At 40.2% G+C, this 21,379-nt stretch carries 22 protein-coding genes; 13 read left to right on the top strand and 9 right to left on the bottom strand.

All coding sequences use genetic code 11. The features are described from left to right. Window positions 1-372: 372 nt before the first annotated feature. A complete protein-coding gene (locus L6C30_RS10605) occupies window positions 373-942 on the bottom strand; it encodes a peptidylprolyl isomerase A (protein WP_019836810.1) in 570 nt (189 codons plus the stop codon). Window positions 943-1,040: 98 nt separating this feature from the next. Here L6C30_RS10605 and L6C30_RS10600 point away from each other — a divergent pair, with 98 nt between their 5' ends. After that, entirely contained in the window at window positions 1,041-1,250 is a 210-nt protein-coding gene (locus L6C30_RS10600) for a hypothetical protein (protein ID WP_230245585.1), read from the top strand. Between the two features lie 228 nt (window positions 1,251-1,478). Here the strand turns inward: L6C30_RS10600 and L6C30_RS10595 are convergent, their stop codons facing one another. Continuing rightward, on the bottom strand, window positions 1,479-2,552 hold the full coding sequence (locus tag L6C30_RS10595; protein WP_070155009.1) for an alpha/beta hydrolase: 1,074 nt from the start codon (window positions 2,550-2,552) through the stop codon (window positions 1,479-1,481). Between the two features lie 219 nt (window positions 2,553-2,771). Between L6C30_RS10595 and L6C30_RS10590 the strand changes: the two genes are divergently transcribed. The 5 genes from L6C30_RS10590 to L6C30_RS10570 all read left to right on the top strand — a co-directional run bounded on the left by L6C30_RS10590 (window position 2,772) and on the right by L6C30_RS10570 (window position 8,057). Then, window positions 2,772-3,251, top strand: a complete 480-nt coding sequence (locus tag L6C30_RS10590; RefSeq protein ID WP_230245586.1) for a hypothetical protein — start codon at window positions 2,772-2,774, stop codon at window positions 3,249-3,251. 515 nt (window positions 3,252-3,766) lie between these two features. After that, window positions 3,767-4,339 (top strand): nucleotide exchange factor GrpE, encoded by a 573-nt coding sequence (grpE, locus tag L6C30_RS10585; RefSeq protein WP_019836806.1) that lies wholly within the window; start codon window positions 3,767-3,769, stop codon window positions 4,337-4,339. Between the two features lie 121 nt (window positions 4,340-4,460). Continuing rightward, complete coding sequence (gene dnaK / locus L6C30_RS10580) at window positions 4,461-6,398, top strand: molecular chaperone DnaK (protein WP_019836805.1); 1,938 nt, start codon at window positions 4,461-4,463, stop codon at window positions 6,396-6,398. A gap of 226 nt (window positions 6,399-6,624) precedes the next feature. Beyond that, the gene (locus tag L6C30_RS10575; protein WP_236163038.1) at window positions 6,625-7,539 is read left to right on the top strand and encodes a matrixin family metalloprotease; all 915 of its coding nucleotides are present in this window, start codon (window positions 6,625-6,627) and stop codon (window positions 7,537-7,539) included. 140 nt (window positions 7,540-7,679) lie between these two features. Continuing rightward, a complete protein-coding gene (locus tag L6C30_RS10570; RefSeq protein WP_162164695.1) occupies window positions 7,680-8,057 on the top strand; it encodes a hypothetical protein in 378 nt (125 codons plus the stop codon). 71 nt (window positions 8,058-8,128) lie between these two features. Here L6C30_RS10570 and L6C30_RS10565 read toward each other — a convergent pair whose 3' ends face one another. The 4 genes from L6C30_RS10565 to L6C30_RS10550 all read right to left on the bottom strand — a co-directional run bounded on the left by L6C30_RS10565 (window position 8,129) and on the right by L6C30_RS10550 (window position 12,338). Continuing rightward, window positions 8,129-9,415, bottom strand: a complete 1,287-nt coding sequence (locus L6C30_RS10565) for a lytic murein transglycosylase (RefSeq protein ID WP_236163037.1) — start codon at window positions 9,413-9,415, stop codon at window positions 8,129-8,131. A gap of 709 nt (window positions 9,416-10,124) precedes the next feature. Beyond that, window positions 10,125-11,246 carry a 5-(carboxyamino)imidazole ribonucleotide synthase gene (locus L6C30_RS10560; RefSeq protein ID WP_236163036.1) on the bottom strand — a complete coding sequence of 374 codons (1,122 nt, stop codon included), beginning with the start codon at window positions 11,244-11,246 and terminating at the stop codon, window positions 10,125-10,127. A gap of 14 nt (window positions 11,247-11,260) precedes the next feature. Beyond that, complete coding sequence (purE, locus tag L6C30_RS10555) at window positions 11,261-11,773, bottom strand: 5-(carboxyamino)imidazole ribonucleotide mutase (RefSeq protein WP_019836195.1); 513 nt, start codon at window positions 11,771-11,773, stop codon at window positions 11,261-11,263. Window positions 11,774-11,996: 223 nt separating this feature from the next. Further along, on the bottom strand, window positions 11,997-12,338 hold the full coding sequence (locus tag L6C30_RS10550) for a DMT family protein (protein ID WP_230245589.1): 342 nt from the start codon (window positions 12,336-12,338) through the stop codon (window positions 11,997-11,999). 240 nt (window positions 12,339-12,578) lie between these two features. Here L6C30_RS10550 and mpl point away from each other — a divergent pair, with 240 nt between their 5' ends. Then, window positions 12,579-13,949: a UDP-N-acetylmuramate:L-alanyl-gamma-D-glutamyl-meso-diaminopimelate ligase gene (mpl, locus tag L6C30_RS10545; RefSeq protein WP_236163035.1), complete on the top strand. Its 1,371-nt coding sequence runs from the start codon at window positions 12,579-12,581 to the stop codon at window positions 13,947-13,949. Between the two features lie 236 nt (window positions 13,950-14,185). Continuing rightward, entirely contained in the window at window positions 14,186-14,317 is a 132-nt protein-coding gene (locus L6C30_RS14940) for a hypothetical protein (protein WP_308444300.1), read from the top strand. 772 nt (window positions 14,318-15,089) lie between these two features. Here L6C30_RS14940 and L6C30_RS10535 read toward each other — a convergent pair. After that, window positions 15,090-15,563: a BLUF domain-containing protein gene (locus L6C30_RS10535; protein ID WP_096902853.1), complete on the bottom strand. Its 474-nt coding sequence runs from the start codon at window positions 15,561-15,563 to the stop codon at window positions 15,090-15,092. A gap of 210 nt (window positions 15,564-15,773) precedes the next feature. On the opposite strand from L6C30_RS10535, the gene L6C30_RS10530 reads away from it, so the two are divergent. Continuing rightward, the gene (locus L6C30_RS10530) at window positions 15,774-16,112 is read left to right on the top strand and encodes a hypothetical protein (protein ID WP_236163034.1); all 339 of its coding nucleotides are present in this window, start codon (window positions 15,774-15,776) and stop codon (window positions 16,110-16,112) included. A gap of 5 nt (window positions 16,113-16,117) precedes the next feature. Here the strand turns inward: L6C30_RS10530 and L6C30_RS10525 are convergent, their stop codons facing one another. Beyond that, window positions 16,118-16,399 (bottom strand): GNAT family N-acetyltransferase, encoded by a 282-nt coding sequence (locus tag L6C30_RS10525; RefSeq protein ID WP_070154989.1) that lies wholly within the window; start codon window positions 16,397-16,399, stop codon window positions 16,118-16,120. A 404-nt stretch (window positions 16,400-16,803) separates the two neighbouring features. Between L6C30_RS10525 and L6C30_RS10520 the strand changes: the two genes are divergently transcribed. The 4 genes from L6C30_RS10520 (at window position 16,804) to L6C30_RS10505 (ending at window position 20,466) form a co-directional block, all read left to right on the top strand. Continuing rightward, window positions 16,804-17,769, top strand: a complete 966-nt coding sequence (locus L6C30_RS10520; RefSeq protein ID WP_019836202.1) for a TerC family protein — start codon at window positions 16,804-16,806, stop codon at window positions 17,767-17,769. 159 nt (window positions 17,770-17,928) lie between these two features. After that, a complete protein-coding gene (gene guaD / locus L6C30_RS10515; protein WP_230245592.1) occupies window positions 17,929-19,269 on the top strand; it encodes a guanine deaminase in 1,341 nt (446 codons plus the stop codon). Window positions 19,270-19,485: 216 nt separating this feature from the next. Next, window positions 19,486-20,013, top strand: coding sequence for a hypoxanthine phosphoribosyltransferase (hpt, locus tag L6C30_RS10510; RefSeq protein ID WP_230245593.1), 528 nt, complete (start codon window positions 19,486-19,488; stop codon window positions 20,011-20,013). A gap of 195 nt (window positions 20,014-20,208) precedes the next feature. Next, window positions 20,209-20,466, top strand: coding sequence for a GlsB/YeaQ/YmgE family stress response membrane protein (locus tag L6C30_RS10505; RefSeq protein WP_070154982.1), 258 nt, complete (start codon window positions 20,209-20,211; stop codon window positions 20,464-20,466). 168 nt (window positions 20,467-20,634) lie between these two features. Here the strand turns inward: L6C30_RS10505 and L6C30_RS10500 are convergent, their stop codons facing one another. Then, window positions 20,635-21,336, bottom strand: a complete 702-nt coding sequence (locus L6C30_RS10500; protein WP_070155012.1) for a DsbC family protein — start codon at window positions 21,334-21,336, stop codon at window positions 20,635-20,637. Window positions 21,337-21,379 lie beyond the last annotated feature (43 nt).

The raw sequence follows: 21,379 nt of genomic DNA, 5'->3' as shown, positions 1-21,379 counted from the left end.
CGCTCAAATAAACTTCGAGTAATTTAAACCAATCAATCAATGAAAATAATTTCGATCAATCAATCAGTAAAAATCCACACAAGTTGTTCTTCATAATCTCTTAATGATCTTAATTTCTACCTCGTCAGCAGAAATTTTAACGCAAAACACTTCTAACAACTTAACCCTGTAAGCTAAGTTTTTAGGCTGTTTCGCGTCGGGATGAGTGCATTATAGGGCAATTTCCTACACGTGCAAGCGCTTTTAACTGCTTGTTTTCACGAATGTTGGATTTTTATGCACCATTTTGGTTCAAAAATACTCAAAAATCGCACTAACCCTATAATTTTAAATTAAAAATATGTTTTTCATATTTTTGTAATCTAAATCCGCTTATTTTGTAGAGCTAGCCTCTTTTACTTTCACACTGAGTATTTTTACCGCTTGTTTAGGTACATTCTGGTGCATGCCATAGTTTCCAGTGGGTACTTTCACAATTTTATCGACAACATCCATCCCTTTAGTGACTTGACCAAATACCGCATAACCTGCGTTACGTGGACTTCGATTTAAGAAATCGTTATCTACCACATTAATAAAGAATTGGCTGCTGGCAGAATCCGGATGATTCATACGTGCCATCGCCAAGGTTCCACGGGTATTTTTCAAACCATTGTTTGATTCATTACGAATGGTAGCTTTGGTTGGCTTTTCTTGCATATTGGCATCCATACCACCGCCTTGCACCATAAAGCCTGGAATGACACGATGGAAGATCGTACCGTTATAGAAGTTTGACTTAGCATAATTTTCAAAGTTCTTTGCAGAAATTGGGGCTTTATCATTAAACAGTTCGATTTCAATATTGCCCATGCTGGTTGTCATTTCTACCACGGTGTTGGCTGCCATCGTATTGAAGCTGATAAGCATTGCTGCCATGGTAAACACACTTTGTTTTAACATTTGCTGACCAATCCATCTGTGTTGTATTTGCATTGCATCTATATTAATAAGATTATGCGAATAAATCAGTGGTTATTTTTTATCGCGCTGGAAAACTTATGTATAAAAATAATTCAGATCAGATCCGACTGTGTCCAGCACCGTGGCAACTTCAAGGTGAAGCCTATATTTTAAAATTATTGGCTCAATCCAGAATTTTTAAAATAAACTCTATTTTTGGCTTGACACCTTCTTTTTTAGGACGTTTTGTTCAAGTCATGTGGGAGGTTATCGCCCTCACCCTATTGGTGCTTATGGTGAGCTGCTGATTTTAAATCATCCTTTATTTACGCAGCGTCGTTTATCTACTATTCGTAAAATTTCGTTTCAACCGAGTCTTCTGTGCAACAGAACAACAGCCTTAGGACATTTAAAAAAACTGGTAAGCTTTTATGGTTTTTACGTGCCCGAGTTAGAGCTGACTTTTCCCAAAGCAAAAATCGTTACTGTCGTTTAATTATTCCACGTGAAACAGGTTAGTAAAGACATCCCAAGATTTAGCTACGTGGTCGATCCCAAAATTTTCTAAAATTTTTGCACATTTCAATGCTAATTTTTTTGGCACGACGCGACACAAAGGTCATACTAATAAAACCATGTGTTTGATCTAAATATTCTACATATTTAACCGTCACCTGATTTTGACGCAATTTATGCGCATAAATTTCAGCTTCATCATGCAAAACATCATGTCCTGCTGTGACCACAAAAGCAGGTGCCAGTTTTTTCAATTTGCCAAAAATTGGCGAAATGATTGGATCATCCAAAGCGACCTGATGCTGTGTGGCATAGTGCTGGGTGACAAAATCAATATCTTGTCCCGTCAATACTAAACCATCTTTATAAGCAAAGAATGAAGGATGGCGGCTCTTAAAGTCTAAGGCGGGATAAATTAAAAATTGGGCGTTAGGTGCATAAGCTGATTGAGCACTACGCTGTGCAACTACCGCAGCAATATTGCCACCTGCGCTATCGCCTGCCACCGCTATGCGATTTTTTAAAATTTTCATTTCTCGACGATGTTGATATGCCCATGCCAAAGCATCTTCACAGACTTGAATAATCTGCTGTGGGCTGGCTTCAGGCGCGAGTGGATATTCCACACTCAACACTTGTGCATGGGCATGTACCGCCATTAAGCGACAAAATTCGTCATGGCTGTCTAAACCACCCACTACAAACCCACCACCATGATAAAACACAATTAAGGGCAGTTTTTTATGGGGTGCAGGATGATAATAACGCGCTGCGATATTGCCACTGGCCAAGTTTAAACGAATTTCTTCAACTCGTTTGACCGCAGTTGGAGTGCTCAGAATAGATTGCATTTGTCGATCAAATGCCTGTCTAGACTGCACAGGGTCAGCACCAATAAAACCAATTTTTCCTTGTTTTAATTGTGCCGCCATCATGCATTTAATAAATGGATCAAGGTCTGGGTAATGATACGGATAACCCAAGGCTTGAGCCAAAGTATGATGAACTCGACTTGGTAACTTATTTAATGCACGTGCAGCAGCACCTTGTCCTTTGTACAATTTATTTTTGAGAGATGAATTCAAAATTTGCATGCCTATTCCTTTTTATATATCTGCATGATTTACCTCATGCTTCATAATTTCTTCATGATCAACAGCAAAGTGACCATTTTGTTATAAAAGTGCTTCAATCGTTATACACATACACATTAGCTATACGCTACCCTGCTTTTATGACATTGTCATTGACACTCTTGCTGTCTATGTTTGATGTTTCAGACAAATTCACCTAATTAGCTCAGGAGGCAGAGCATGACTAAAAAATTAATCTTACTTTCATGTGCGACTGCTTTTTTAGCTGTAGGTTGTGTCGCATTTCCTGAAGATGGTTACTACGATGGCCGTTATGATCCTCGTTATGAACGTCGCCATGATTATGATGATCGACGTTATGACTATGATCGTCAGCGTTGGGAATATCAACAGCGTCAACAACGGGTAGAATTAGAACGTCGTAAGCGTGAAATTGAGCGTCGTGAATGGGAACAAAAACGACAACAGCAATTACAGCAACAACGCTATGAACAAGAGCGAAAACGCTTAGCCGAACAACGTAAACGCTTATCGGAACAGCAGCGCAAACAACTAGAGCAAAAGCGTAAGCAGCAACTTGAAGCTGAACAAAAAAAGCGTGAGGAAGCACGTAAACGCTGGCAACAACAACGCGATGCTCAACAAAAGCGCTGGCAGGAAAACCGTAAAGACCGTGAACAAAGACGTGATCGTGATTAAGTCTTGCAGTAAAGCTAAACAAATGAGGAAAAAAAGGGCTTATCCAGAAGTTAGATAAGCCCCGAAAAAAAGTTCTAACAATAAACTAGAATCTACAGCGATATAGCATCTATGCACAAAGAATAAGCAGCGTGTAAATTATTAATTTCTCTAAAATAATTGGTTTAGCTCTTACTTAACACGTCCATAGCACGGCTATCTAATGAAAGCTAAAATAAAAATCATAGGCTATACATTAATTTCCATATAAATCAAATACTTTTTAGGATTTAAATCTTCTTTTGAGCACCTTAATGCTGCATCTTTTTGCTTTAAACTATCCCTCACTTGCAATATTAAAGTGCAGCAAAGACGTTATTTTTAGTTAAAGTTCAATGCAAAATTAAAATTAATCCGCAAAGACGCTTGAATTTTATCTGCCCTGCCCCGATTTCTTAGCTAATTACGAACTTCTCAAACCATGGCAGTTCAGCAATAACGCAGTTTGCATTAGCACTGACGCCAAAGGACTGTACATGTTTAAAAACCCATTTAAACGGAGTAAATCAATGGCAACTGAGCAGAACGAGCAAACTCAAGACCTTGAGCAAGCGCAAACGGAACAACAAACAGCGCAAGATACTGAGCAAGCAGAAGTTTCCGTTGAGTCTTTACAAGAACAACTGAGCGAACTTGAAGAAAACCTAAAATTGGAAAAAGCACGTACTGCCAATGCAGTTTACGAAGCAGAAAAAACCAAAGAGCGTTTAGAACGTGAAGCAGATACCGCTAAAAAGTTTGCTTTAGAAAAGTTTGCTAAAGAATTGTTGGATTCTGTAGACAACCTTGAGCGTGCGATTGCCGCCAATGGTGATGAAAAAACGGCTTTGTCTGAAGGTGTGGAGCTGACCCTAAAATCCCTACTGACCACTTTAGAAAAGTTTGGTGTAGTGGTGATTGATACAGCCAATGGTTTCAATGCAGACCTGCATCAAGCTGTGGGGATTGATCCAAATGCAAAAGCCAATGAAATTGGCAACGTATTACAAAAAGGCTACACCTTACATGGTCGCTTACTACGCCCTGCAATGGTGATGGTTGGCGCTTAAGCCTTATAAAATCGAGAGTTGATAAAAAATTTTCATCCAAACAACTTGAAAAATTTTGATTGGCTCTCATATCGAATAACAAGTGAAAACATTGAAAAAGAATTTTTGAGGAAACATCAAAATGGCTAAAATTATTGGAATTGATTTAGGTACAACTAACTCATGTGTAGCGGTACTTGAAGGCGACAAAGTTAAAGTAATTGAAAACGCAGAAGGTGCACGTACAACTCCATCTATTATTGCTTACAAAGATGGCGAAATTCTTGTAGGTCAATCTGCAAAACGTCAGGCTGTAACTAACCCGAAAAACACATTATTCGCAATTAAGCGTTTGATTGGTCGTCGTTATGAAGACCAAGCGGTACAAAAAGACATTGGTCTTGTACCTTACAAAATCATCAAAGCAGACAATGGCGATGCTTGGGTTGAAGTGAATGACAAGAAACTTGCGCCACAGCAAATTTCTGCAGAAATTTTGAAAAAGATGAAAAAGACTGCCGAAGATTATTTGGGCGAAACAGTTACTGAAGCTGTTATTACTGTACCTGCGTACTTTAACGATGCGCAGCGTCAAGCAACCAAAGATGCGGGTAAAATTGCAGGCTTAGAAGTTAAACGTATCATCAACGAACCAACTGCTGCTGCACTTGCATTTGGTATGGACAAGAAAGAAGGCGACCGTAAAGTTGCTGTGTATGACTTGGGTGGTGGTACTTTTGACGTATCAATCATTGAAATTGCAGACCTTGATGGCGACCAACAAATTGAAGTGTTATCAACCAACGGTGATACCTTCCTTGGTGGTGAAGACTTTGACAATGCCTTGATCGAATACTTGGTTGAAGAGTTCAAAAAAGAGCAAAACTTCAACTTAAAACAAGATCCATTGGCACTACAACGTCTTAAAGAAGCAGCTGAGAAAGCAAAAATCGAGCTTTCTTCTTCTAACGCGACTGAAATTAACTTACCGTACATCACTGCAGATGCAACAGGTCCGAAGCACTTGGTAATGAACGTGACTCGTGCCAAACTTGAAGGCTTGGTTGCTGATTTAGTCGCTCGTACCATTGAGCCATGTAAAATTGCGCTACAAGATGCAGGACTTTCAACTTCTGACATCTCTGACGTCATTTTGGTGGGTGGTCAATCACGTATGCCACTTGTACAACAAAAAGTACAAGAATTCTTTGGTAAAGAGCCACGTAAAGACGTAAACCCAGATGAAGCTGTTGCGATTGGTGCAGCAATTCAGGGTGCGGTATTGTCTGGTGACAAAACTGACGTATTACTTTTAGACGTAACGCCATTAACTCTTGGTATTGAAACCATGGGCGGTGTGTTGACGCCAATCATTGAGAAAAACACGACGATTCCTGCGAAGAAATCTCAAGTGTTCTCAACAGCGGCAGACAACCAGCCTGCGGTAGACATTTCAGTTTACCAAGGTGAGCGTAAAATGGCTCAACAAAACAAATTGTTGGGTAACTTCCAATTAGGTGACATTCCACCTGCGCCACGCGGTGTGCCACAAATTGAAGTTTCGTTCGACATTAACGCTGACGGTATCTTGAAAGTGTCTGCTAAAGACAAGAGCACAGGCAAAGAACAATCAATTCAAATTAAAGCAAACTCTGGCTTGAGCGATGCCGAAATTGAAGCGATGATTAAAGATGCTGAAGCGAATGCTGAAGAAGACCGTAAGTTTGAAGAACTTGCAAAAGCACGTAACGAAGCGGATGCTTTAGTTTCTTCTGCTCAAAAAGCAGTCAAAGATCTTGGTGAACAAGTGACTGCTGATGAGAAAACTGCGATTGAAACTGCAGTCACTGAGCTTGAAGCGACAACCAAAGAAAATGATGTAGATGCAATCAAAGCGAAAACTGAAGCATTGCAAAACATCATCATGCCAATTACGCAACGTGCGTATGAAGCTGCACAAGGTCAAGGCGGTGCACAAGGTTTTGATCCGAATGCCTTTGGCGGTGACGCAGGTCAACAAAAAGCCGATGATGGCGTTGTAGATGCTGAATTCACAGAAGTCAAAGATGACAAAAAATAATTTGTCGCTTTAACGCACATCAGAAACCGCGCTGCAAGCAATTGCAGCGCGGTTTTTCTTTTCAATGCTCGTTACACTGACTTTAAGACGCAGATTTAAATGAAAGAGAACAGACAACTACAAACCCAACCAAATACAGCAGACAAAATGATGCGCCAACCGCAAATCGATTGAGTTACTGCCCTATTTTCGGCTACAGTTAATGCAAAAGAGGATGTCGCTAGCAATGCGTTTGTTTCTGTTTGGTGCAATCATACTATTTTCTATCTTGATGATTTATCAAAATATTCAGCATCCGCATACACGGCACAATACTGCACTGGATCGTTTACAACACCCTTTAGATACTCGCTTACGTTATCGTATTGCTGAAGTCGACCCGCGTTTTGGCTTAAGCCATGCCGATGTACTGCAATTGAGTCAGGAAGCCACCCAGATCTGGTCACAAGGGACGGGACAGGATTATTTTGTATATGATCCAAATGCCAAGCTCGCCATTCACTTGATTTATGATCAACGTCAAGATGAATCCAACCAACGCCAACAGCAACTTACAGTCATTCAACAACGCCAACAATACTGGAACAATCAAAACCAAAATATTCAAGCACTAAAACAAGAAATTGAAGTTAAAAATCAACAGCTTGATGCCAAAAAAATGCTATTTGAACAACAACTTGAACAATACAATCGTCAAGTACAGCAAATTAACCAAAGTGGTGGACTACATCCTTCGCAACAGGAAGTTTTTGCAGCCAAAAAACAAAAAATACAGCAAAACATGTGGAGTTTAGAATACGAAATAGCGCAATTTAATCAACGAATTAACCAACTCAACCAACAAGTCGATGCCCTCAATCAACTCAATCAGGACATTGATGTATCCATCCAGCAATTTAATGCACGTTTTCAGCCACGTTTATTTGATAAAGGCAGTTTTGATGGTCAAGCCATTCGGATTTATGAGTTTCAATCTAAAGATGATTTACGCTTAACTTTAGCGCATGAATTCGGTCATGCTTTAGGTTTAGCACACCATAACGACCCTTATGCCTTAATGTATCCAATGCTAAAAGATCAGCAGTTGCAGAATTTCCAACTGCGCCCTGCGGACCTCGATTTACTTCATGCACGGCATTAATCAATTTAGCAAACTGAAGTGACTAAAACACAAAACTCCCCTCACCCTGTACGATAGTTGCATATCCCTTACACGCGCAAAGGCAGCAAATTTAATCATTTCATGTTATTGTGAAGGCTCTGTATAACCCTGAACGATCTGTGGAGATTCATGTGAGTTACTACCATATCCTGATTGAAGTAAATGACCACATCAGCACGATTGAACAAAGCCGTGATATCGAAATTTTTGATATTGTTGAGCTTCAACCTTGTCTCCACTCGATTTTATTGCCGTATTTTAATGAGCAAGTGATTGAACTTGAAGATGAAAATATTGAATACAAAGATATTTTACATCTTGAGGTTAGACAGACTTTATTGCCGATTGAACACCTGATTGAAGAAGAACAGCGTTTGCTGCCAAGTGATACCGACATCACCATTTCAGCTTATGAAATTTTTAATAACAAAGAATTAAGCCAAGATGTTACAACTGTGATTTTTGATTTACTTGAAGCAGTGAAAATTGAACCTTAAACACCTGTTTTAAGACAGAAATTAAAAAGGTCTGCACATTCACAGACCTTTTTTTATGCAATCACAACAACTTATTGCATCATTTGTTTAGCCGCTTCATTACGAAACGCTCTTAAAATTTGCTGCCCTGCCCGACCTGTTGCAGCCAAGCCGAGTCGAGTCTGTTCCTGACGAATCGCTTGGCGGGTTTTGTCACCAATTAAACCATCCACTTCACCAATGTCATAACCACGACTTAACAAAAAGCGTTGAATTTCACGGCGTTCTGCGCGGGATGTGCCTGCATCATCGGTTGGCCAAGCGGTGCGGAATGTAGACTGCCCCATTAAGCGATCTGATAAATGCGCAATCGCCAAGGCATAACTTTCTGCTGCGTTATAGCTATAAATAGCATCAAAGTTTCTAAACACTAAAAATACAGGGCCATTCGCACCTGCAGGTGCCATCAAGCCTGCCTGACTACTGCCCGATAAATTGCCCTGAATTAATGCCGAACCATCTGCACGTGTCAATCCACGATTGACCCAACTGCTGAGGGTTTTTTTATTGCGTCGCCCTTCACCACTGAAAGACATGCCTGCAGGCACTTTGACTTCAAAGCCCCACGGCTGCCCTGTTTGCCAGCCACGACGTTTTAAAAAGTTAGCGGTGGAAGCCAAAGCATCTGGAATACTAGATACTAAGTCACGGCGACCATCACCATCAAAATCGACCGCCAACTCATCATAGGTCGATGGCATAAACTGGGTATGCCCAAATGCCCCTGCCCATGAGCCTTTTAATTGTGATTCAGTGACATCGCCACGTTGCAATAAACGCATGGTGGTAAAAAACTCACCACGGAAATAACTTTGACGGCGTCCTTCACAGCTCAAGGTACCTAGCGCTTGCAATAATGGATATGATCCTGAAATCGCACCAAAGTTACTTTCTACACCCCAAACCGCGACTACGGTTTCTGCAGGTACGCCATAGGCTGCTGCAACACGATTGAGCACATCACGGTGCTGTGCCAATTTCTGCTGCCCTGCCTGCACGCGCTCATCATCCACCAAGCCTGAAAGGTAGTCCCAAATTGGCGTGGAAAATTCAGGTTGGTAATTTAAACGCTCGATGACGGAATAATCTGGACTAAGATTTTGAGTATAGCGGTCATAACTGCTGCCACTCACGCCTTTGGCAATGGCTTGACTGCGTAAATTGGCCAAACAACTTTGAAAATGGTTTTGTGGTTGAAAATTTGCAGATGTACTGACCGTTGGTGTTACGGTGACAGATTTTCCATTGATAATCAGTTCTGCTTGAACCTGAGTAGCTGCCATGGCAGCTGTCGCAAAAATCACAGCGAAACGATGCATAATACCCTTTGATGTGTTTTGAATTTAAATCTTGGCTTTACCATAACACCTTCAGCCATATAGATCAGATGAAAATCTGTAACTTTAAATTCATTTTTTAGTTTTAACTTCATTTCTGATTTTAAACTTAAAATACTTATCCACAAGCACAACATTTCTCGATTTTAAATTCAAATGCACAACCAATAATAAGACTTTGAAATTTAAAAGTTTAAATTCAAACTAAACCAATCCAAGTTATCCACAAAACACGGTATTGATTGCATATTTTCGTCGCATAGCTTTAAATTTAAAAAGTAAGTTTTAAATTTAAAACCCGCTGGTTTTTAAATTCAAAACCACATAGCCATCTTTAAATTCATATCTGATATTTAAATTCAAAGTTGAAAGATAGTTATAAATTTAAAACACGGTATTTGAATTTAAAGTTTTGAATTCATAATTATTGTCTGTTTCCGATCAGACTTGTGCGCATTTTTATTTGAAGTATTAGGATTCTTTCATCAATCATTTTTTGCTTTACGAAAGATATCAATTGCTTTGCTACGGTGATAATCGCTTATTCAACCTGATCTATCTTAATCAACCTAAAATTGCAGCGTCAATCCAAGACAGATCAATGGTACAGTATCCTAAAAATAGACAGAAAAAAACGTGAGCGCATAAAAAAGCGCTCATCGTGATGAGCGCTTTGGCATCATTTTTAAATTTACAAGCTCATATCAGCACTGAGCGCCAATGGATTTGGCAAAATTTTTGCCAATTGGCGGCATAAATCTGTCAATTCAGCAGCATCATTCGGCATTAAAGTAATATGCCCAATTTTACGGCCTTCACGCTCAGTTTTATTGTACAAGTGCAAATGTGCGCCATTCAATGCCAACACATCTTCAGTTTTTGGATGTTGACCAATAATATTGACCATCACCGTTGGACGTACCACTTCGGTTGAGCCTAACGGTAAACCCGCTACTGCACGTATATGGTTTTCAAACTGCGAACACACTGCACCTTCAATAGACCAATGACCTGAGTTATGCACGCGAGGCGCCATTTCATTGGCATACAAACCTTGTTCGGTCACAAACAATTCTAGCGTCAAAACACCAACATAATTCAAATGATTGAGTAGGCGAGTGATGTAGTCTTGCGCCACAGGCTGTAAGTCTGCGCTGTTTGGTGCAGGTACAATCGAGTGCGATAAAATGCCGTTGTGATGATGGTTTTCTGCCAAGGGCCAAGTTTTAACTTCACCATTTTGACCACGCACCGCAATAATGGATACTTCACGTGAAAAGGTAACAAAACTTTCTGCAATCAAGCTGCCTGCAGGACCAAGTTCCGCCCATGCTTGTTCAATCTGATCGGCACTGCGCAGTACAAACTGACCTTTGCCATCATAGCCGCCCGTTGCGGTTTTTAGTACAATCGGCAGACCGAGCTCAGCGACAGCAGCCTGTAGACTTTCTAGCGAGTTGACCGCTTGATACGGCGCAACAGGAATTGCTAATTCATCAAATAAGCCTTTTTCCAGCAATCGGTTTTGAGCAATTGCCAAAGCCTGACGTGGTGGATGTAAGTCTTTGTGTTTAATCAAGACATCTACATCTACCAACGGCGTATTTTCAAATTCAAGGCTGAATACATCGGCACTCTGTATAAAGTCTTGTAGGCTATTTTCGCTTTTGCTAGCAAAAACCTGACCTAAAGCTGCCGCTGGACAATCTGGACTAGCTTCAAAAAAAGTACATTGAATATTTAAAGGTAATGCCGCCTGCGCCATCATGCGACCTAATTGTCCGCCACCAAAAATACCGATGGTCTTATCCATAGTAATTGTCCCGCTTAAGCCTGACCTGGAATATTGTTGCTTGAAACTTTCTCAGTTTGCGCGGCACGGAAATTGGCAACATTTTGTGCAATCTCGGGACGGGTTAAACCTAAAATTTGGGCAGCCATAATTGCCGCATTGGTTGCTCCCGCAGGACCTATGGCCAATGTACCTACGGCAATCCCTGCAGGCATTTGTACAATCGAAAGTAATGAATCGACACCATTTAAAATTGAAGATTTCACTGGCACACCCAAAACAGGTAAATCAGTTTTGGCCGCACACATCCCTGGTAAGTGTGCGGCACCACCTGCACCTGCAATAATCACCTGAATGCCTCGATCACGCGCTTGTTCAGCATATTCAAATAAGCGATCTGGGGTACGGTGTGCAGAAACAACTTCCGCTTCAAATGGGACACCAAGCTGCTTCAGCATATTGGCAGTGTGTTCGAGAGTTGCCCAATCCGATTGAGAACCCATGATAATTCCAACGAGAGGAGCGTCTTGTGCAGCGGCCGCGTTCATTACAGATATTCCAGAAACGAAATTAAGGAAAGAGAAATTCAGGCGAGAAAGCCAAGCTTGAATAAGAACTCCACATTATAGACTGATTTTTCGACTTGTTAAAATTGAACACGGCGACTCAACCGACTTTTTTGATTATTTTTATCGGGTTATTTTAAAGAATTGAAAACAGTTAAACAAAATAGGTGAACCTAAAGCTATTCAAGCGAGCTAAAACTCGTCTTTAAGGCGCACGAAATACAAAATACACGCAACCACATAAACATAAGGCTGCCCATAAATAATCCAGTTTTAAAGGTTGCTTAAACAGAAAAATCATAAACGGTACAAACACCAATAAAGTCACAACTTCTTGGGTAATTTTCATTTGACCTACCGCCCAGCCATGCTGCGCCAGCAAACGGGTAGCAGGAATCATCAAACTGTATTCAAATAGGGCGATCACCCAACTGAATAAAATTGCCTGCCACAGCGGAGCATCATGTGGTAAAAACTTGAGATGACCATACCACGCCAAGGTCATAAAACAGTTTGCAATCACCAAAAGTAAAAGTGCTGAAGACATTGTGTCGTACTATCTTAAAAATTCAGTTTTATTTTACGAGCTATTTGCCATAAAAAATGCAAGAGCAGCAATTTTTTACATCCTTTGGCGCAGATTCAGCTCAGAAAAATCCCTGAAATGAGATACAAGAATCACTATCTTTTCGCCAAAACCCTTGCTATCGTTGCTTCAAATCAAATTAATCACGACAACAGCACAAAAATACGTGATGTGTCTATAAAAGCAGTGGAGTAAGGCGGAATGCATCTGCATATTTTGGGTATTTGTGGCACATTTATGGGCTCTTTGGCACTTTTGGCCCGCGATTTAGGACATATCGTCACAGGTTCAGACCAAAACGTCTATCCACCGATGTCGACTCAACTGGAAAATGCAGGCATTACCTTAATGCAAGGTTATGACCGCAGCCATTTACAACCGCATCCTGATTTAGTGATTGTGGGCAATGCCATGAAACGTGGGATTGATGCGGTTGAATATATGCTGAATGCTGGTTTGCCGTATATTTCTGGCCCGCAATTTTTGGCCGATCATGTCTTGCAAGGAAAACACGTACTGGGCGTTGCAGGCACGCACGGCAAAACCACCACCACCACCATGTTGGCGTGGGTATTGGATCAGGCAGGCTTGGAACCGGGCTTTTTAATTGGCGGCGTTCCGTTAGGCTTTAGTGAAAGTGCACGTTTGGGTGCAGGTAAATATTTCTGTGTCGAAGCCGATGAATACGACTCTGCATTTTTTGATAAACGCTCCAAGTTCGTGCATTACCATCCTAAAACCGCCATTTTAAATAACCTTGAATTTGACCATGCCGATATTTTTGATGATTTAGCTGCAATTCAAAAACAATTCCATCATTTGGTGCGTACCATCCCAAGTGAAGGACGCATTATTGCCCCAATTACAGAAACCCATATTGATGAAGTGTTAGAAATGGGCTGTTGGACACCTGTGCTACGTACTTCGCTCAATGCAGACCCACAAGCGGAACTATATGCCGAACAACTTGCAGCAGATGGTTCACATTTTAAAGTCCTGAAAAATGGTGTGCTACAAGGTGAAGTGCGCTGGAATATGACCGGACAGCACAGTGTCGCCAATGCCTTAGCAACCATCGCCGCAGCAGAGCATGTTGGGGTTGCAATCGAAACCGCATGTACAGCACTGTCCAATTTTGGTGGGGTGAAACGCCGTATGGAGTTATTAAGCACCATACGCGGCATTGAAGTCTATGATGACTTTGCCCACCATCCAACCGCAATTGAAACCACACTGGACGGCGCACGTAAGCGTTTGGGTGAACGTAAGCTTTGGGCGATTATTGAGCCACGTTCCAACACCATGCGCATGGGCAGTCATAAAGAAGGCTTGGCGGATTCGGCACGTTTGGCGGATGCTGTGATTTGGTATCAACCTGAAGGTCTAGACTGGGATTTACAGCCTGTGGTTGCGGCTGCTCGCAATCATGCAGTGGTGGCCAATACGTTGGATGAAATTATTCAAAAAATCGTGAGCCAAGCAGGTGAGGGCGATGCAGTGGTGATTATGTCAAATGGTGGATTTGGTGGTTTACATCAAAAACTCATTCAGGCTTTGCAACACACGGCTTAAAATCACTTAAATCGATTTAAAACTCTTGCAAAAAAACCCCTGTTTTTGGCAAAAAATAGGGGATTTTTATATTAATTATAAATTTATATATTATAATTATTAAAAGTAACAATACTGCTCATGAACTTGTGATCTTGACCTGTTACTTTAAAAAGATTACATCCTGCGAGCATGACGGTTGCTACAGGTTGGCTGCTGGATGTCTTTCATCATCATTACTAAGAAGGATGGTCACAATGTCAAAAACAATGAATGCCACGGTCTATCACGGCGCCCATCCTATTGATTTTGAAGAACACCTACGCCCAGAAATTTTACAATCAATAGATGACTTGATTGCTAACCAAAACTACAATTTGCAGTACTGACTGAGGCATTTGGCAAGGGAAAAACATAGAATTTCAAGACACTGCAATTACCAAGTGAGGGCAATTTGATGGCCGTATTTTAGGTCCCGAAGGCATCGGGATGGTTGAAGAAGTTGGTTCAGCAATCAAAAATTTCAAAAAAAGGCGACATAGAGCATCATTTCTTGTGTCAGCCGTTGTACTACATGTGAAAACTGTCAAAAACACCTCTATGCACACTCCAAAATGAAGGCGAATAGATCATGGGATATAAGATTGATGATACCCAGGCAGAAGAAGATGCGGTTTAACGTATTTTAGAAATTACAGGTGGTCGTGGAGTAGACTGCGCCATGGAACTATCAGTGCCGAAGCAACTTGGAATATTTGACAAAATGTCGTCAAAGCAGGCGAACATACTGCCAATGTGGCGCACAAAGAGCAAGTCGTAAATTTTGAGTTAAACAAACTCTGGATTAAAATCTTGACCATCACCACGGGTTTGGTGAATGCCAATATACGACAGACATACTTTTAAAAACTGCTGTTCAGGTAAATCGCCTTTAGAAAAATTAGCAACGCAGCATTTTAATTTTCAGAATTTGTAAAAGCTTATGATGTGCTTAAACATGCTTCAGTTGAAAAAGCCCTGAAAGTGACGGTTAATTACGAATAATCTTGACTTTATTGCATGATAAAAAAGCCAATCTGCATACTATAGATTGGCTTTTTAATATTTAAACCGTTTTCAATAGATAGAGGCGAAATGACCCAAATACCCTACAAACTAAATTTAGAAAAAGTTTGAATAACCTCTATTTTTATAACCCCGTTGAGATTTTTCAGGCAAGATGGTTTGTTCTAAATCCAAAAGTAAAGCTAAAAATTGCTGTACTGTCTTTTCATCCAAACGATGTGGTAGAAAAACATCAAAGCCGAGCTTTTTAAATAAACTCGAAATCTGACTATGTTTATGCACATATTTCATAGACCATTCCGAAAAATGGACATGCTCAAGTATTTGGTCAGGGAAGCGAAAGACATCACGGTGGCGCGGGTCCTGTTGAATACGCTCAAATAATTGCTCGAGCTGCTGTTGTTCACCTTCTAAACACTGAAAAAAATGACCTTCAGCATAATAAAGTACCCCATTAATGTGTTGTGCAGCATTAAATTGACGAGCTGTTGCCAAAATATCACTGATTTCTTGGAGTAAATCATTTTGATGCTCTGCTCGGGTACTGGCATAACACAACCTGATTAACATATCACACTCTTGTTAATGTAAAAGTAGTCATGAAATTAAGATAATAGACTCAAATAATCACTCATTATTTTGTAATTTTGATTATTTTTTAATCAATTGTAATTTATGACTGACAATTCAACCGTACGTTTACCACTATGGTGTATGTGTAGCTTCTTTTAACATACATTGCATTGAAAGTACGGTTTTGGTTTAGTTTTGGAGAAAGTCATGCTCAAAGACGTGCTTACCACATCATTTTTATTAATTGTTTATTTTTGCATGCTGATTGGCTTTCACCGTGTAGGTCTGAATGAAGAAACAAATATACTCATTTCATCTTTTGTATTAGGGCTAAGTTTAAAGCAGTGGGTGAGCTCATTTTTTTTCCACTGGTTTTGTATTGCGCTTATCAGTGGTTTATGTATTGCACTGGATGATTCGGTGATGCTGAAATTCTTCTTATTCAGCATGCTGATTGGAATGTATGCAATACCTTACCTGTTGATCTACTTTAAAAAAGTGTTTGTAGAAAAACAGGTCAGCTCAACCATAGCGATTAAAAAATAATTTTTTTAAGCCACTACATCGGCATATTGTGTATCCGTTTCAAATGCCGTCTCAACATAAGAGCAAACAGGCACAATTTTTAGCTGCTTTTCACGTGCAAAGGCGACCAAAATATCTAATAGTTGACGGGCAACCCCTTGACCACGTAATGTCGAATCGACCCAAGTGTGATCTGCTAAAATAGTGTGATCATCTTGATATTGATAAGTAATTTCAGCGATATGCCGACCATCTCGCTCAATAAAAAACTCGCCACCACGTTGGGTTTGTTGATGTTGAATTTGCATAAGTCCACCTATCAAACTAAATCTATTTTTTTCAATTTGCCACAATCTTGACGAAGTATTGTGCTGAATTTGTACAATACAAATTAAAGTGATTTACCGTGCAAAATAAATTGCACAACATTTAAAATTATGTAATGCTTTACGCAGATTTAGGCAACGTCCTAATCCCAAATTATGTTGAACAAGGGGAGTAGCCTCCTCCAAGCGTTAAAATATAATTTTAACGTGTCAGCGTTTCGTCATTACACTTTGCAAAAAGTCGGACGCTGAGCATAGTGACCTACTTGTTGATTCAAGTGCGCGCTATGTAGGCAAGACCTTGATCATGTTGTTAAAGATGTTTGAAATCATCTGACAACAGGTCAAGGTTTTTTTGTGGCCAGTTGTCTGATGGGGGAGATTTTATGGAATCTATCGGCAATTTATGGCTATACCTAGTCTTTTTTGCAATTGTTGCAGTCATGCTCGCTATCGACCTCTTAGGCTTTAAACAAAAAGCAGGCGAATCGGTCAAAGTCAAAACCGCTGCGTATTGGAGTATCGCCTGGGTCAGTGTGGCAGCTTTATTTGGTGGCGGTTTATGGCTTTATCTTAAACACAGCGTTGGGCTAGAAGTCGCCAATACCAAAGTCATGGAATACTTTGCGGGTTATTTACTGGAAAAATCACTGGCGATAGATAATGTATTCGTGTGGATGATGATCTTCGCCGCATTCGCCATTCCACCGGGCTTACAGCGTAAAATTTTACTCTACGGCGTACTGGGCGCAATTATTCTCAGAACCATTTTTATTTTTATTGGGGCTTGGTTCATACAAGAATTCTCTTGGATTTTGTATATTTTTGGCGCATTTTTGGTGTATACAGGCTTTAAATTCTTAAAAGGCCCAGAACAAGAAGCCAGCAATATTGAAGATATGGCATTATTGAAATGGTTACGCAAACACATGCGGATCACCCCAACACTACAACAAGACAAATTCTTTGTTCGCCAAAATGGTGTACTTTGGGCAACGCCATTATTTTTAGTTTTAATTTTGGTCGAAGCATCTGACGTTATTTTTGCCGTGGATTCCATCCCTGCAATTTTTGCGGTGACTACCGATCCGTTTATTGTACTCACCGCAAATCTTATGGCTATTTTGGGCTTACGTGCCATGTTTTTCTTGCTCTCAGGAGCAGCGACTAAAATGCATTATTTGCCGTATGGACTGGGTTTAATTCTGCTATTTATTGGTTTTAAAATGCTGATGTTAGATGTGTTCCACATGCCTATCTGGATTTCACTCGGCTTTATTGTACTTGTACTGACAATCACTGCGTGGTTATCAATTCGACATAGTCGTAAACACCATGAAACCACATTATAAAATTTAACATTCCTCATCATCGTTGCAAGCCTTCTTTCGAGAAGGCTTTTTGTATTCATTACGCTAAGTTTTAATTTACCGTACGATAAATTTTATCGTACTGCTGCAAGCTACATTTAAGGTACAATCTCTTGAAAAAATGAAAAATGTAGGTTATTTATGCCATCTCCTGTACAACGCACCGCAATTCGTGGTCGCTTTCTTGATTTCAAAAACTGCGTCAGCCAAGCCGATCAAATTTCAGAACAAGTCCGTTATATAGGGGATGGCTTGTTAATTTGTGAACAAGGCAAAATTCAGTGGTTTGGTTCATGGCAAGAAGGGCAGGCACAGCTAAACGCCAACACAGAGTTCCAGCACTATCCTGGCCATCTTATAGTGCCTGGCTTCATCGACACTCATATTCATTTTCCACAGACCGAAATGATTGGCGCGTATGGTGAACAATTACTGGAATGGCTGAATACTTATACTTTTCCGACTGAACTGCAATTTGCAGATAAAGCCTATGCCGATCAGATTGCACAATTTTTTGTGCAGGAATTACTTAAAAATGGCACCACCACAGCCTTGGTGTTTTGTACGGTACATCCTGAATCGGTAGATGCGTTATTCGAGGCGGCTACACAACATCAAATGCGCTTAATTGCAGGCAAAGTGCTGATGGATCGGCATGCGCCCGAAGCATTGTGTGATAGCGCAGACACAGGCTATAAAGACTCTAAAGCCTTGATTGAAAAATGGCATGGAAAAGGACGTAACCTCTACGCGATTACCCCACGTTTTGCACCCACTTCTAGCCCTGAACAACTCGTACGGGCGGGGCAACTTAAAGCCGAATATCCCGATGTTTATGTGCATACCCATTTAAGTGAAAATCACAATGAAATTGCATGGGTCAAACAATTATTTCCAAAGCAAAATGGATATTTAGATGTTTATCATCACTATGGTTTAACAGGCTCACGTTCGGTTTTTGCGCATTGTGTGCATTTAGAAGAGCATGAGTGGCAATGTTTGCATCATACCGATTCTGCAATTGCCTTTTGCCCAAGCTCCAATTTATTTTTAGGCAGCGGCTTATTCCCATTACATAAAACTTGGGAGCGACAGGTGAAGGTCGGTTTAGGTACAGATATTGGCGCAGGCACTTCTTTTAATGTGCTGCATATCCTCAATGAAGCCTATAAAGTACAACAAATGCAAGGGGCAAAACTCTCTGCTTTTGAAGCGTTGTATCACGCCACATTAGGTGCTGCCAAAGCTTTGGACTTAGACGATAAACTAGGTAATTTTAAAGTAGGCAAAGAAGCCGATTTTGTAGTGCTCGATTTAAATGCCACAGCTTTACAACGCTTACGACAACAACGTGCCAAACATCTTGAAGATGCACTATTTGCCCTCATTACTTTAGCAGATGACCGTAATATTCATGCGACCTATATTTATGGACAACGTGCCTACTACCAACCCGATCAAAACTCAGCAACAGGTGGCTAAACCTGCACAACCCACGTATATGAAAGCTATAGGATGGGCGATGCTGATAATCGGTTGTGCCTTGTTGTTACGCTCAGATTCTCATTCTGCACAAAAATGATGCTATTTTAACCATGCAAGCACGTGCAACATCACGCAAGATATATTAAAATTAAGCATATTTTGAGGTGTTGCAGGTCAACACCTTTTTTATTTTTGCTTTTTAGGTATCTACCCATGACAGTTGAAATGCAGGTTTTGATTTCTGCAGAAGAAATCCAAACAAAAGTTCAGGAACTTGGTCAAAAAATTAATGCTCACTATGCCAATAGCGACAAAGAGTTGGTTTTAATTGGCTTATTACGTGGCTCTGTGTTGTTCATGGCAGATTTATGCCGCACCATTCACAAGCCGCATGAACTAGATTTTATGACTGTATCTAGCTATGGCGGAGGCACTGTATCATCACGTGATGTGAAAATTTTAAAAGATTTGGATGGCGAAATTCGCGGTAAAGACGTCTTAGTGGTTGAAGATATTATCGACTCAGGCAACACCTTAAATAAAGTGATGGAAATTTTGCAAACCCGTGAACCAAATTCAATTGAGCTATGTACCTTAATTAGCAAGCCATCACGCCGTGAAATTGAGCTTGAAGTTAAATTTATGGGCTTTGAAATTGAAGATAGATTCATTGTCGGTTATGGCTTAGATTATGACCAAAAATATCGTCATATTCCATTTATTGGCGAAATTGGCTTATAAAGCAAACACGCCACGCTTTAAAAAGTGATCGTTTCAGATCACTTTTTTTATGGCTACAATTTGCACTTCATCTATCTAACAGGACAAAAACACAACATGCTGTAGCATTATTCGACTATTTTCCTTGCGATTTTTCGGCAAAGATAAGTCTGAAACATGATGTAAAACATAAACAAAGATAACAAGGAGCTGCTCATGTGGTCATTAATAGTCGCAATTGTGGTGGGTTTTATTGCAGGTTTAATCGCCCGTGCAATTCATCCTGGAGATGATAAAGCAGGGTTTATTGTCACCACCTTACTTGGGATTGCAGGATCTTTATTAGCAACCTATGCAGGTCGTATGATGGGATTATATGGTGATGGTTCTGCCGCAGGTTTTATTGCTTCCATCATTGGTGCGCTGATTATTCTGTTTATTTATAATATTTTTACGAAAAAATCTCGTGCTTAAATCCTATATTAACTCCTGTAATTTTTTCAGACAAATATCTTCTCTCAATAAAAAACCGCCCAAATTTGAGGCGGTTTTTTAGATCTACTTTGCAATCACGAATTTCAGGTTTGCTCTGAGATACATGTTATAACTGTATTTGCCAATATCAGATCAAAATAGCCGTTCTTAAAGATCGAATTCTTTAAAAATCTGTTCAATTTGTGCCGCAGGATATGCGCCCATGACTTTAAAGCCATTCGAGAAAATAATCGCAGGCGTACCGCTTACACCTAAACGATGCGCTAAAGCCATGTTGCGTTCCACAGGGTTGGCACAACTGCTTTGACTGGTAGGCAATTGCGCTTTTGTGATCAGGTTTTCCCAAGCAAGAGCAGGGTTTTTCTCACAATATACCTGTTTAGACGGCGCAACAGAATGCGCTTTTAACGGCAAAATAAAGGTATAAATAGTAATATTATTCAGCTTTTTTAATTCAGCCTCAAGCTGTTTACAATATGGGCAATTTGGGTCAGAAAAGATCGCAATCTGACGTTTTCCAGTACCTCGCACACTTTTGATTGCATCTTGTAACGGTAACTTTTTCCAATCGACACTATTTTGTTGGATTAATAAATCTTTGGTCAGGTTATGCTGATCCTTTAAACGAATCATTGAACCCGCCAAAATATGTTGCGCATCTTCATTCAAATACACCACTTGACCATCCATAGAGGCACTATAAATACCTTTCATTTCTGTGGCTTGAATATTGTCTAATTTCAGTTGCGGATGCTGTTGTTTGACATTTTTACTAACCGTTGCAACATCTGCCATGCTCACCGCACTGCACAATCCCATGAAGACAGCTAAACTCAATTGTCTAATCATATGTTTCATCTAAATAAAATAAATTTAGCCTGATTCTAAGCTA

Origin of the sequence: Acinetobacter sp. KAM396 (assembly GCF_021602765.1) — a bacterium.
Lineage (GTDB): Bacteria > Pseudomonadota > Gammaproteobacteria > Pseudomonadales > Moraxellaceae > Acinetobacter > Acinetobacter towneri_A.
Note: the sequence above shows the minus strand (reverse complement) of the source record. Positions and strands in the feature narration are given on the sequence as shown.